General features: G+C 57.2%; 14 protein-coding genes. 9 read left to right on the top strand and 5 right to left on the bottom strand.

What is annotated here, in order from left to right; all coding sequences use genetic code 11:
* Positions 1-27 precede the first annotated feature (27 nt).
* The 3 genes from QCL65_RS19800 to QCL65_RS19790 all read left to right on the top strand — a co-directional run bounded on the left by QCL65_RS19800 (position 28) and on the right by QCL65_RS19790 (position 2,015).
* Entirely contained in the window at positions 28-228 is a 201-nt protein-coding gene (locus tag QCL65_RS19800) for a hypothetical protein (protein WP_407311751.1), read from the top strand.
* A 780-nt stretch (positions 229-1,008) separates the two neighbouring features.
* Positions 1,009-1,362, top strand: coding sequence for a hypothetical protein (locus QCL65_RS19795; RefSeq protein ID WP_407311749.1), 354 nt, complete (start codon positions 1,009-1,011; stop codon positions 1,360-1,362).
* 446 nt (positions 1,363-1,808) lie between these two features.
* Positions 1,809-2,015 (top strand): DUF3077 domain-containing protein, encoded by a 207-nt coding sequence (locus QCL65_RS19790; RefSeq protein ID WP_407311747.1) that lies wholly within the window; start codon positions 1,809-1,811, stop codon positions 2,013-2,015.
* Positions 2,016-2,312: 297 nt separating this feature from the next.
* Here QCL65_RS19790 and QCL65_RS19785 read toward each other — a convergent pair whose 3' ends face one another.
* The 4 genes from QCL65_RS19785 to QCL65_RS19770 all read right to left on the bottom strand — a co-directional run bounded on the left by QCL65_RS19785 (position 2,313) and on the right by QCL65_RS19770 (position 6,863).
* Positions 2,313-2,600 carry a hypothetical protein gene (locus QCL65_RS19785; protein ID WP_407311745.1) on the bottom strand — a complete coding sequence of 96 codons (288 nt, stop codon included), beginning with the start codon at positions 2,598-2,600 and terminating at the stop codon, positions 2,313-2,315.
* 104 nt (positions 2,601-2,704) lie between these two features.
* On the bottom strand, positions 2,705-3,679 hold the full coding sequence (locus tag QCL65_RS19780) for a hypothetical protein (protein ID WP_407311743.1): 975 nt from the start codon (positions 3,677-3,679) through the stop codon (positions 2,705-2,707).
* A gap of 24 nt (positions 3,680-3,703) precedes the next feature.
* Positions 3,704-5,419 (bottom strand): proline--tRNA ligase, encoded by a 1,716-nt coding sequence (locus QCL65_RS19775; RefSeq protein WP_407311741.1) that lies wholly within the window; start codon positions 5,417-5,419, stop codon positions 3,704-3,706.
* Positions 5,420-5,576: 157 nt separating this feature from the next.
* A complete protein-coding gene (locus QCL65_RS19770) occupies positions 5,577-6,863 on the bottom strand; it encodes an OprD family porin (protein WP_407311739.1) in 1,287 nt (428 codons plus the stop codon).
* 804 nt (positions 6,864-7,667) lie between these two features.
* Between QCL65_RS19770 and QCL65_RS19765 the strand changes: the two genes are divergently transcribed.
* The gene (locus tag QCL65_RS19765; protein WP_407311737.1) at positions 7,668-8,096 is read left to right on the top strand and encodes an HIT domain-containing protein; all 429 of its coding nucleotides are present in this window, start codon (positions 7,668-7,670) and stop codon (positions 8,094-8,096) included.
* Positions 8,096-8,302, top strand: coding sequence for a SlyX family protein (locus QCL65_RS19760; protein WP_407311735.1), 207 nt, complete (start codon positions 8,096-8,098; stop codon positions 8,300-8,302). Before QCL65_RS19765 ends, QCL65_RS19760 begins: the two co-directional genes overlap by 1 nt.
* Positions 8,303-8,355: 53 nt before the next feature.
* Here QCL65_RS19760 and QCL65_RS19755 read toward each other — a convergent pair whose 3' ends face one another.
* Complete coding sequence (locus QCL65_RS19755; protein WP_407311733.1) at positions 8,356-8,958, bottom strand: cold shock domain-containing protein membrane protein; 603 nt, start codon at positions 8,956-8,958, stop codon at positions 8,356-8,358.
* Between the two features lie 303 nt (positions 8,959-9,261).
* Between QCL65_RS19755 and QCL65_RS19750 the strand changes: the two genes are divergently transcribed.
* The 4 genes from QCL65_RS19750 to aspS all read left to right on the top strand — a co-directional run bounded on the left by QCL65_RS19750 (position 9,262) and on the right by aspS (position 12,490).
* Positions 9,262-9,735, top strand: coding sequence for a Dps family protein (locus QCL65_RS19750; RefSeq protein ID WP_407311731.1), 474 nt, complete (start codon positions 9,262-9,264; stop codon positions 9,733-9,735).
* A gap of 236 nt (positions 9,736-9,971) precedes the next feature.
* Positions 9,972-10,304, top strand: a complete 333-nt coding sequence (locus tag QCL65_RS19745; protein WP_407311729.1) for a ribbon-helix-helix domain-containing protein — start codon at positions 9,972-9,974, stop codon at positions 10,302-10,304.
* A 97-nt stretch (positions 10,305-10,401) separates the two neighbouring features.
* Positions 10,402-10,623, top strand: a complete 222-nt coding sequence (locus QCL65_RS19740) for an FmdB family zinc ribbon protein (protein WP_407311727.1) — start codon at positions 10,402-10,404, stop codon at positions 10,621-10,623.
* A gap of 91 nt (positions 10,624-10,714) precedes the next feature.
* Positions 10,715-12,490 carry an aspartate--tRNA ligase gene (gene aspS / locus QCL65_RS19735; RefSeq protein ID WP_407311725.1) on the top strand — a complete coding sequence of 592 codons (1,776 nt, stop codon included), beginning with the start codon at positions 10,715-10,717 and terminating at the stop codon, positions 12,488-12,490.
* The last annotated feature ends 35 nt before the right edge of the window (positions 12,491-12,525 follow it).

Below are 12,525 nucleotides of genomic sequence, written 5' to 3'. Positions count from 1 at the left end.
AAAAACCATACCCAACTTGACGCCGTCGTGATTGCGTCGGACAGCGGCAACCTCAAACTCGATACCGGCACCCTCAGCTACAGCGATATTGTCGGTAAAGATAAAGAGCATGGTTATTACCTGAACGTGGGCGGCAGCGTGGGCTTGGCCGGCGGCGGGGTCACTCAGGACCCAAGCCAGGTTGGAAGGGTAAAGAGACGACAAAGCCAGGGAAGCTTTGGTACATAAACTATTAGGGAAAATGATCAACCACCAGGAGACGGTCGAAAGCCAGGCACCGGAAGCTCAAATCGTTCAGCTCGCAAAGAAAACCCAGAATTGGCTACCAGAGGGTTCGTGCCGGCGCTGCAATTTCGGCGCTCGGCGCTGCGCTGCTCGCAGGTACAACCAGTAACAACCCAGAGGCTGTCTCCCAAGCTGCAAACTCATTGATGGAAGCCGCCGGTAATTCGACAAACTCGGTGCAGCCTCTCTGCCGAGTTGTGGACCTTATTGGTTGGTACCACGTTCCCGATTCACGTGCTCGACCCCAAATATGGGACGCTGGTGACGCCCGTTGTCTCTAATGACCAGGTCAATGGGGCAAGTGGTGGGTTTGGCGCGGGTTCGCAGCCATTGACTCCGGTGAGTACGGGTGGCAGTGGGATCACGGAATCCGGTGGATGGAGCACCACGTTACCGCCATCGGATACAGCGGATACGTCTCTTGGGGCTGTTTTTTCCGAATCTGTGAAAAATATGGAAATTTTTTTTTAGCGGATCGGAATTTGGTCAGCAGATGTACGATGCATCGAGGAAAACCTCTCAAAACTATCATGGTCAGAGCGTTTACCAAGCTACGGAAAAAATAGGTAAGATATTAAGGAAAGGAGATCAGTTTTATTTGGATGGTGCGCATAAGGACCATTTGGAGGTGTTCGATAGTCAAGGAAAATTTATAAAGGTATTGAACTTGGATGGCACTTTAAACCAAGAGAAAACTAAATCGGGTCAGGGGCGTACGCTTAAATGAATAAACTTGAAGAAGTAAAAAAATTATTAATCGAAATGGTTTCGGAGTCAGGTGAAAAATTTGATGGTGGTAGTTGGTATGCCGATTACAGCTATGATTGGGATGAGGAGTATGCTTGTATGATAACTGATCTTTTTGCTCATTTGTCAAGTGCAATCCAAGCTAAAAAGAACGGTGACAGGTTGGCTGTTCTTGTGAGTCTTATGATGATTCGTATTGAGTTTATGAATTTGTATAACTTCTTTTACCATTTTTATGAGGATTTTGAAAAGTTGATCGGAGATGACTCGATGAAATGGCCGGATATTCCTGAGGGGTATAAGTATCAGGGTGTTTCAAAATCAGACTAGAGTTCCAGGTTTTAGAGACCGCTGTTTAAAAGATCTTTTTTATCGGTAAGGGAGTTGATTTCTGTTTTGAGCGTAGAGTTATAACTTTATCTGTCTATCTATATTATCAACGTTAATTTATTTACCCAGCGGTAGGAAAATTCTGAAAATGTCTTCTGCGCTCAGGATCTTCTTGCGCAACCGCCACTCCATGAATACCTTTGCCGACGTCGCCATCTCAAGGCGGCCGGTTTTGACAGACCGAACACATCGAGGCGCGCTAGCTCTGCCTATTTCATAACGATCACCTGAGGTGACCGTTTTGAAACGTTTTATGGCAGCTCTGCGCGGGGCATCTTCGGGTGCGCCAGGTTCCTTGATTCCTGGTCTGTCAACCCGCGCATGGCTGCCACCTTACCGTTTGACAGCAGGAGGTGCTGGCTCCATTAATCAAGGAGATGGACCCCATGGACAAACTTATCCCAGACCCTCCCACCACCCCCTTCCTCAACACCACCGCCGCCATCCCTTTCGGCGTGCGCGATAGCAATCAACAACCCCTTTTCACCGTCCCGGCCGGTATCAATGCCGAAGACGCTTTGGTACATGCTTCGTTATTGCTGAAATGTTCGTATGACGTCGCCTATGAGCTCACCGAAAATGGCCATGGGTAGTCAGGTTTGGTGTGGTCGGTGTTGCAAATGGTCGAGGGGGCAAGGGCGTTGGTGGATGCGGTGTTGCGGGGCGCGCCGCGAGTTGGAAGGCTTTGAAGGGGCCACTGGCAATGGGATCGGCAGGCTTATCTGCACGCTGGCAATAGGCTGGATGTCGACCGTGGGAAGGGCACCAACATTGGTGGTGAGACCTTGCGGGGAGACGTATTGAATGCGGTTTTGGTGATAGAGCTCGGGGGCGAGCCCCCTCCTACGTGATCACAATGAACGTAGGAGGGGGCTTGCCCCCGATCTCTTTCAAGCTACGTTATTTCTGAACGTTTGAGATTCTGCTAAAGCAGCCGCCGGTTTGGCGCGGGCGAAGGCGGGGTGCAGGGCGGCGATTTGTGAGAGGCGTTGCAGGTACTGTTCGCCCTCAGGCTGCAGTGTCACCTGGGGTTGGCCGGCGGCGTCGGTGCCGATGATGATGTAACGGCACACCACCAACACTTTGAGTTCGGGCAGGTCGCTTTCAGGGATGCCTTGCCATTGGCCCGATTCGATCGCGTGCAGCAATTCCAAGTGTTTCTGGTCGTACGAATTCATGGGGTAGCCGGTCGGTAAGGTGATGTTAACGCATGGTAGCGGTTAGCCAGCTCTGCGGGTGAATTGCTGCAGGTGTTCCGATGGGTGGCACGCGCCAGCCCCTTTTACAAGGGGTCGGCGGCGATGCGGCCGGCGTCTTTGGCCAGGGCTTTGAGAAATTCCTTTTGCAGCTCGGGGTCGTTGCGGGTGAGTTCGATCAAGCTTTGTTCCAGTTCGCTGGCCTCTTCTTCCAGGCCCAGTTCGGACAGGCGTTTGACGCGATGCACCCACTGGCCAACTTCGTCGCCTTCCAGGTCGTCGAAGATCAAACTGTGGGCTTCCACTAGTTTGCCGCGCAGGCTGCGGCTGACCGCTAGGCTGGCGTCGGCATGGACATTGGCGTCTTCGTCGCTGACTTTGATCTTCAACGTGCCGACATTGAGCAGGTTCTGCTCGGCGAACGGGCTGTCGAGCAGGTTAAGCCGCAGCACGCCATTGCGGTCGGTGGACAATTCATGGGTCTGGCGCCCGGCCATGACCTGCACCGGGCGATCGCTCCAGGGCAAGCTGGTGTACTCCAGGCGCTTGTCCTTTTGTTGCTCGTCGATACCGGCGAGGTTTTGCTGAGCGCGGCCGTTGGATTGCACGTTCATAAACGGGTTGACCCCGGCAAAGCCGTACGCGACCCAGTCACGGGTGACGCTGTCGGGCAGGGTACCGAAGGCGAACACGTTGACGATATTGGCCCCGACACCGCCGACGATGGCCACCAGCCCCAGAGGGATCTCGTAGACTTCGCGCCAGGGCTGATAGGGCGTGTAACGGTCGTAGTGGCGAGTCACTTCGAACTCGGTCACTTCGAAGTTTTTCTGTTCATTGATGCGCACACGCCGCTGCGGCAGCTCCAATACTTTGGGCTCACCGATATCGATCTGCAGGCTGTGGTCGAGCAGTTTGCGTTCTACCCGCTCTTCATGCTCGCTGCGCTGTGACATGTGGTTGGCACAACCACTGATCAGCAGGCTGCCGCACAAGGCGGCGCTGCCTAAAGCAAGCCCGCGCGGTTTGCCGCGCGAGCCTTTGACACGTTGGTTCGACATGATCGTCCCTGGCTAACCTTTATTTCAGCGGCGAATACGGGCCTGGAGGAAAGACAGCACGTCAGCCACCGGCAGCGCCTGAGCGTCGCTTTCGGTACGGCCTTTGTATTCCAGGTTGCCCTCGGCCAGGCCGCGGTCGCTGACCACGATGCGGTGGGGGATGCCGATCAATTCCATGTCGGCAAACTTGATGCCCGGGCTGGTTTTCTTGTCGCGGTCATCCAGCAGCACTTCAAAACCGGCGGCGGTGAGCTGGGCGTAGAGGTTATCGGTGGCTTCGCGCACCTGCTCGGTTTCATAGCGCAACGGCACCAGGGCGACCTGGAAGGGTGCCAGGGCATCGCTCCAGATGATGCCGCCGGCATCGTTGTTCTGCTCGATGGCCGCAGCCACCACGCGGGACACGCCAATGCCATAGCAGCCCATGGTCAGGGTGACCGGCTTGCCGTTTTCGCCCAGCACCTGGCACTTCATGGCTTCGCTGTACTGGGTGCCCAACTGGAAGATGTGCCCCACTTCAATGCCGCGCTTGATGCTCAGGGTGCCCTGGCCGTCGGGGCTTGGGTCGCCGTCGACAACGTTACGCAGGTCGGCCACTTGCGGCAGCGGCAGGTCGCGCTCCCAGTTCACGCCGAAGTAGTGCTTGTCGTCGATGTTGGCGCCTACGCCGAAGTCGCTCATCATCGCCACGGAGCGGTCGATGATGCACGGCAGTGGCAGGTTCAGCGGGCCCAGGGAGCCGGCGCCGGCGCCGATGGCGTCACGCAGTTCAGCTTCGCTGGCCATAACCAACGGGTTGGCCACGGCCGGTTGGTTGGCCGCCTTGATTTCGTTCAGTTCGTGGTCGCCGCGGATAACCAGGGCAATCAGCTTGCCGGCTTCGGCAGCATGGACGATGAGGGTCTTGACCGTTTTCTCGATCGGCAGGCCGAACTGTTCCACCAGTTGCGCGATGGTCTTAGCGTTCGGGGTGTCGACCAGGCGCAGTTCTTCAGTGGCTGGGGCGCGCGAGGTTTCCCGGGCGATGGCCTCGGCCTTCTCGATATTGGCGGCGTAGTTGGACACATCGCTGAAGGCGATGTCGTCTTCGCCCGACTCGGCCAAGACGTGGAACTCGTGGGACCCGGCGCCACCGATGGAGCCGTTGTCGGCTTCTACCGGGCGAAAGTTCAGGCCCAGGCGAGTGAAGATATTGCAGTAGGCCAGGTGCATGCGGTCGTAGGTTTCCTGCAGGGAAGCCTGGGTCGCATGGAAGGAGTAGGCGTCCTTCATGATGAACTCGCGGCCACGCATCAAGCCGAAGCGCGGGCGAATTTCATCGCGAAATTTGGTTTGAATCTGGTACAGGTTGATCGGCAACTGTTTATAGCTGTTGAGCTCGTTGCGGGCCAGGTCGGTGATGACCTCTTCGTGGGTCGGACCGGCGCAGAATTCGCGGTCGTGGCGGTCCTTGAGGCGCAACAACTCGGGGCCGTATTTTTCCCAGCGGCCAGACTCCTGCCACAACTCGGCCGGTTGAATGCCCGGCATCAGCACTTCCAGGGCGCCAGCGGCGTCCATTTCCTCGCGCACGATGGCTTCGACCTTGCGCATCACCCGCAGGCCCATCGGCAGCCAGGTGTACAGGCCGGAGGCGAGCTTGCGGATCATGCCGGCGCGCAGCATCAGTTGATGGCTGATGACGACGGCGTCGTTAGGGATTTCTTTCTGGGTGGCGAGCAAATATTGACTGGTGCGCATGGTTGACCGTTGTCTGTTGCTGAATTTTATCGAGGCTGGGCATTGTACGGCGGTGTTCCGGTGACGTACAGGTTTGCCGGGAGGGTTGCGGCGCGGGTAAAGAAAAGCCCGGCGGGGCCGGGCTTTTCGAGGCTTGCTACCGTACAGCGATTCCGGGTTAGAGGATGCTGACTGGGTATTCTACGATCAGGCGGAAGTCGTTGTTGTCTGAGCCGTAGTCAGTGTTATAACCACCGCTCGCGCGCCACACCGCGCTGCGCAGACGGAACGACATGTCTTTGATTGGGCCTTCCTGGACCACATATTTGGTCTCGAAGTCCCACTCGTGCTCTTTGCCTTCCTCGCCCGATGTGGTGGTGATGTCATAACCGTAAACGTAACGGGTCATGAAGCTAAGACCTGGAATGCCATAGGTTTTCATGTTCAGGTCGTAGCGAGCCTGCCACGACTGTTCGTCTTCGCCGACGAAGTCGGAGAACTGAACGGAGTTGTTCAGGAACATGGTGGCGTTACCATCTACGCCATAGCCATAGCCGGTTTTACCTGAGCCGCGCTGATAGCCAGCGGTGAACTTGTGAGCGCCGATGCTATAGGCAACAGCGGTGCTCCAGAATACGTTGTCGTTCTCGCCGCCCAGGTTCTTGCCCTGGTCTTTGGTTTTGTAAGCATTGAAGTCGAAGTTCAGCGCCTGCTCATCGCTCAGCGGGAGCGTGTAGTTCAGGTTAGCGTACTGGCGCTTCCAGTAGTCTTCGATATCGGATGCCGCCAAGGTACCAGAGAGGTTAGGCGTGAAGGCGTAGGTTGCGCCGACGATGTCAGCAGTGGTTAGCCCTTGGTTGCCGTTATAACCGATGCTGTCGTTACCCATACCGGTCTGAGAACTCAGCGCGGTGAAGTGGCCAGCGTTCAGGGTCAGGTCGGTAATTTCGTTACTGACTACCGAGAAGCCCGTTGCAACTTCTGGAAGGAGACGACCGTCGTCCGTCGAGAAAACCGGGCTGGCAACGATCTGGTTGCCGTATTTCAGCACGGTGTTGGAAACGCGCATCTTAACTGCAGCGCCGCCCTTGGCCTGGGAGGTTTCAAGGTTGCCATTGGAGTCGGCGGCAAACAGGCCGTTGCCGCGGCGGCCGGTGCCGCCGTCAAAGCGGTAGCTGCCCAGTGCCAGCGCGTCGACACCAAAGCCTACGGTGCCTTGGGTGAAGCCCGACTCGTAGAACATCTGCGCGCCGAGGCCGGATTCTTCGCGGTAGCCGCTACGGGCGTCGGATGGGTTGTCAGCGCCATGCTTGAAATCACGATTCATGTACAGCGCACGCAGCTTCAGGCTCAGGCTGCTGTCGTCGATAAAGCCCTTGGATTCGTCTTGGGCGGAAGCCATAGCCAGTTGCGAGGTGCCTGCTGTAACAGCCAGTGCGATCATGCTCCACTTCATCACGCGCATCGTGATTTGCTCCTTTGGTTTAGGAAGATTGCTGCCGGCCCACCGGTTTTTTTATCTGGGCGGCTCTTTCTTTTTGGTTTCGGCGCAACTTATAGCACGTCAACCTTGAACGGTGATACTTACGCTATTTTTCTTTCAAACTCTTTACGGCAAAGCCCTAAAGAGCAAGGTATGCGGGCTATCCCTAGAGCATCCTGCCACTGCGCTTACTTACCCCATGCAACATAAGCGGTGAACTCGATAGCGTCGTATTAGTTAGTTGCCTACAGGTTTCGCCTCCCGCTTGACCTGTCTGGCGTGGCGAGTATCAATGCCACAAGTGTGCCAAGTCATCACAAAATTTTCACTTTTTACCCAGTGCTCGCCGCGAGCGCCGCAATTTAGGCCTAAAGCGCCTGAAAACACGCAGCGGCCGGTGACCGAGGAGTCGACAAAAAATTCCCGAGACCGCTGAATCGTTACCGTAGAAGCTTGAAGTTGGGTAGTTTTTGCATACGTGGCGCACTGATATCAATCACTTGCGGCAGTTTTGGTGCGAAAAGTAGCGCTTGAATTTGCGCGATTTTCGCCGCGACGGGTCTGATTACGCCCGCCATACACATCGTTTCAGGGGCATTTGGGGTGTGGCCGGGTGCACAGCTGCCCGAATTCGGGCAGAAAAAATGCAATGTGTGCCTAAATCGTGCATTCGCTTAGGTCAGGGCAACGCCATGGCAGGTGCCTCGAGGCTGGCATGGGCGTATCCTTTGGCAAGGGGCCCAATGTGTGGCCAAACCATCATTAAGTCATGGCTGGAGGGCTCTGGTGTTTTCTCTCGATTCGCGTCTTCAAAACGACACCTTGGTCATGGGTGATTTTCCATTAAGCCGGTTATTGCTTAGCAATGACGCGAATTACCCTTGGTTTATTCTGGTGCCGCGACGCGCCGATATCAGCGAGTTATTTCAGCTGGCCGAAGCCGACCAGGCGCAACTCTGGCAAGAAACCCACGGCCTGGCCCAGGCGTTGGCCGAGGTGTTTAGCGCGGATAAAATGAACGTCGCCACCCTGGGCAATGTGGTCAGCCAACTGCATATGCATGTCATCGTGCGCCACCGTACCGATGTAGCCTGGCCCGCCCCGGTGTGGGGGCGAGTGGCGGCAGTGCCCTATGCTGCCGAGCAAGTAGCGGCTATTCGGGCCCGCTTGCAAGGCAGGCTGGGCGCGGACTTTACCTTTGTGGAGGGGCTGTGATGGAGCTTGAAGGCCGCGTAAACGAACTTGAAAGCCGTTTGGCGTTTCAGGATGACACCTTACAAGCCTTGAACGATGTGCTGGTGCAACAGCAGCGGGTAGTAGACCGCCTGCAATTGCAGATGGCGGCCATGCTCAAACGCCACGAGGAATTATTAGGGCAATTTGAAAGCAGCGAAGAAGAAGCCCCACCGCCCCATTATTAAGGGCCAAAAAAAACCGCGAGCCAGGCAGCTCGCGGTTTTTTATGACGTGTGGCTTAGCGGCGGGGGGATGCCGCGATCACGTCTTCGGCTTGCAGGCCTTTGTCGCGGTTCATCACCGAAAACTCAACCCGTTGGCCTTCGACCAATACCCGATGGCCTTCACCCCGAATGGCACGAAAGTGTACGAAGATATCGTCGCCCGAGTCTCGGGAAATAAAGCCGAAACCTTTCGAGGTGTTAAACCACTTTACTGTGCCGGTATCGCGGTTGGTCATGTCGTAGGATTGGCTGGCCGGGGCCGGGGACAGTTTGATGAAGGCAATCGCCAAATGCACTACGACCGCCAGCAGGGCGCAGCTCAAGCCCAGCAACACGGCCGGCTGGTCGGCGACCACCGGCATAGGCGCCAACAGGGTGAGGGTTTGCAACACAACGGCCAATACCAGTAACGCACTGACCAGGTTTTGCAACTGGTGACGGGGGCCCTTGTTCCAATACGGGATCACCGGCGCCAGCAGCAGGTTGAGCAAGCCGAAAAATGCCAGGTAAATGGCATCGGGTTGTTGCAGGTAAGGGGCGGCTTCGGCCCGCAGGCTAGGTATGAACGACAGCAGCAGGGCGGCGGCGCCCGTTAGCAGATGGACTATTTTCAACATTTTATTGACTCACGTTTAGACGGAACACCAAGGAAGAGCGGGTGCCCCACGGTTCGCTTGCAAATTATGAAGTGAAGCGGTGATCACGTAGGGCGGCCTGCCTATGCGCCAGTACCTGACAGATGGGCCTGGCGGCACCTCTGCTATTTAACAGCAAAGCGCTAGGCTTCTCAAATCAAGTGCTTAGGGCACGATCAGTGGTTGTGTAAGAGGCCTGCGCGGTGCGGTTCTTTTACCGATCGACTCTTGGTAGAGTTCACTTACACCTTTAGGTGACGACACTATCCACACAAGGGAATTTCCATGGCAATTGATATCGGCATCAGCGAAGAGGATCGTAAATCGATCGTGGACGGCCTCTCCCGTTTGCTCTCGGACACCTACGTGCTTTACCTCAAGACCCACAATTTCCATTGGAACGTCACGGGCCCGGCTTTCCGCACCCTGCACTTGATGTTCGAAGAGCAATACAACGAGCTGGCGCTTGCGGTCGACCTGATCGCCGAGCGTATCCGTGCGCTGGGTTTCCCGGCGCCGGGCACTTACTCCACTTATGCGCGCCTGTCTTCCATCAAGGAAGAAGAGGGCGTGCCGGCCGCCGAAGAAATGATCAAGCAACTGGTCGAAGGCCAGGAAGCCGTGACGCGTACCGCGCGCAGCATCTTCCCGCTGCTCGACAAAGTCAGCGATGAGCCGACCGCCGACCTGTTGACCCAGCGCATGCAGGTTCACGAAAAGACCGCATGGATGCTTCGCGCACTACTCGAAGGCAAATAATCGGCACGCGCTGGCGTTATTGATCAAGGCCCGCTGCACAGTCTGTGCAGCGGGCCTTCGGTTTTTCAGGGCGGGCGATCTGGCGCCAGTGTCGCCAGGGTTTCATCGAATTATCTTACATCTATCAGTTTGCTTTCCGCTGGCTGGCTAGCGTGCCGATGGGGTTTTATAGCGTTCATCGGGCACGCCCGTGGACGGCTGTCAGGCCGCACATCAGACAGGGAAAGGTGAACGTTATGGCTAAAGGAATAGCCAGGCACGCAAATGGTGTAGAGCGCGGCGGTAAAATTGCCGTCGATCCCTTTGTCGCCAGCTTTAATATGGGCCTGGCTCAGCCGCGCTCTCGTTCCGTCAGGCTCAATGGCTTCGCCACCTGCCTGCGCCTGGAAGAGGTCTATTGGAAAATACTCGAGCGCATTGCCGCGGCCAATGACTGCTCGGTCAATGCTGTGCTGTCTTACATAGACCGCGAAGTGCACCTGCGGCACGGCGGCGTTAAGAACTTCAGTGGCTTGGTGCGGGTGATCTGCGTGGTCCACCTGCTGGACCCTTGCCCGCCAGCCGGATAAAGTGCGAGGCTGCACAGGCCTCATTAACCGGCTATAATCTCGCGCTTTGCCGCCTGGCGCTTCGCTGTCAGGGGCGTCTGAATGCCGAGACATTTCCATGCCGATGTATGACTATCAATGCGCGTCCTGTGGCCACCAAATGGAAGCCATTCAGAAAATCAGCGCCGCGCCTCTGACCGACTGCCCCGCCTGCCAGGCGCCGGAGCTGAAGAAAATGCTCTCCATGCCCGGCTTTCGCCTCAGCGGCACGGGTTGGTACGAGACCGATTTCAAGACCGGCTCGAAGAAAAACCTGGCGGGCGGCGACAAAGCCGACTGAGTTGAACCGCCCTGCAAGGTCCTGCACTATCAGCCCCCCGGGCTAGGCAAGGCCTCCATCGAACACCGAATTGCGAGAAGAAACCACCATCATGATGCGCAGCCATTATTGCGGCCAACTGAACGAGACCCTGGAAGGTCAGGAAATCACCCTGTGCGGCTGGGTTCACCGTCGCCGTGACCACGGCGGGGTGATCTTCCTCGATATCCGTGATCGTGAAGGCTTGGCCCAAGTGGTCTTCGACCCTGATCGTGCGAGCACCTTCGCCGCCGCTGACCGCGTGCGCAGCGAGTATGTGGTCAAGCTGACCGGCAAGGTGCGCGCGCGTCCGGCCGGTGCAGTCAACCCGAACATGGCCTCCGGGGCCATTGAAGTGCTGGGTTATGAACTGGAAGTGCTGAACGAAGCGGAAACGCCGCCGTTCCCACTCAATGAATATTCCGATGTCGGCGAAGAAACTCGCTTGCGTTATCGTTTCATCGACCTGCGTCGCCCTGAAATGGCCGAGAAGCTGCGCCTGCGTTCGCGCATGACCACCAGCATCCGCCGTTACCTCGATGACAACGGTTTCCTCGACGTCGAGACGCCAATCCTCACCCGCGCCACCCCCGAAGGCGCCCGCGACTACCTGGTGCCGAGCCGTACCCACGCGGGTAGTTTCTTCGCCTTGCCGCAATCGCCGCAGTTGTTCAAGCAACTGTTGATGGTCGCCGGCTTCGATCGCTACTACCAGATCGCCAAGTGCTTCCGCGACGAAGACCTGCGCGCCGATCGCCAGCCTGAATTCACCCAGATCGACATTGAAACCAGCTTCCTCGACGAAGCGGACATCATGGGCCTGACCGAGGGCATGATCCGCAACCTGTTTAAGGAAGTGCTAGGCCTGGAATTCGGCGAATTCCCGCACATGACCTGGGACGAGGCCATGCGCCGCTACGGCTCCGACAAGCCCGACCTGCGTATCCCGCTGGAGCTGGTGGACGTCGCCGACCAGTTGCAAGCGGTCGAATTCAAGGTCTTCAGCGGCCCGGCCAACGACCCGAAAAGCCGTGTGGCCGCTTTGCGCGTCCCAGGTGGGGCGAGCATGCCGCGCAGCAAGATCGACGACTACACCAAGTTCGTCGGCATCTACGGTGCCAAGGGTCTGGCGTATATCAAGGTCAACGAGCGGGCCAAAGGTGTCGAGGGCTTGCAGTCGCCTATCGTCAAGAATATTCCTGAAGCCAACCTCAATGTGATCCTCGACCGCGTCGGTGCGGTCGATGGTGACATCGTGTTCTTCGGCGCCGACAAGGCCAAGATCGTCAGCGAAGCCCTGGGCGCGCTGCGCATCAAGGTCGGCAACGATTTCAACCTGCTCACCAGCGAGTGGGCACCTTTGTGGGTCGTCGACTTCCCGATGTTCGAGCAGAACGAAGACGGCAGCTTCACCGCGCTGCACCACCCGTTCACCGCGCCCAAGTGCTCCCCTGAAGAGCTCGCGGCCAACCCGGCCGGCGCGCTGTCGCGGGCTTACGACATGGTGTTGAACGGTACGGAGCTCGGTGGCGGTTCGATCCGTATCCACCGCAAGGAAATGCAGCAAGCGGTATTCCGCCTGCTGGGCATCGAAGAAGCGGAGCAGGAAGAGAAATTCGGCTTCTTGCTCGACGCCTTGAAGTACGGCGCACCGCCCCATGGTGGCCTGGCTTTTGGTCTGGACCGCCTGGTGATGCTGATGACCGGTGCTCAGTCGATTCGTGAAGTGATCGCCTTCCCGAAAACCCAGAGTGCCGCTTGCGTCATGACCCAGGCCCCAGGCCTGGTCGACGCCAAGGCGTTGCGCGAATTGCACATTCGCCTGCGCGAACAGCCCAAGGCTGAGTAATACGGCTTGATACGTTCCGCCTTGGCGCATCTTCG

Origin of the sequence: Pseudomonas sp. nanlin1 (genome assembly GCF_045571515.1) — a bacterium.
GTDB lineage: Bacteria > Pseudomonadota > Gammaproteobacteria > Pseudomonadales > Pseudomonadaceae > Aquipseudomonas.
The sequence above is the reverse complement of the archived record's forward strand: the minus strand, read 5'-3'. Positions and strand labels throughout refer to the sequence as shown.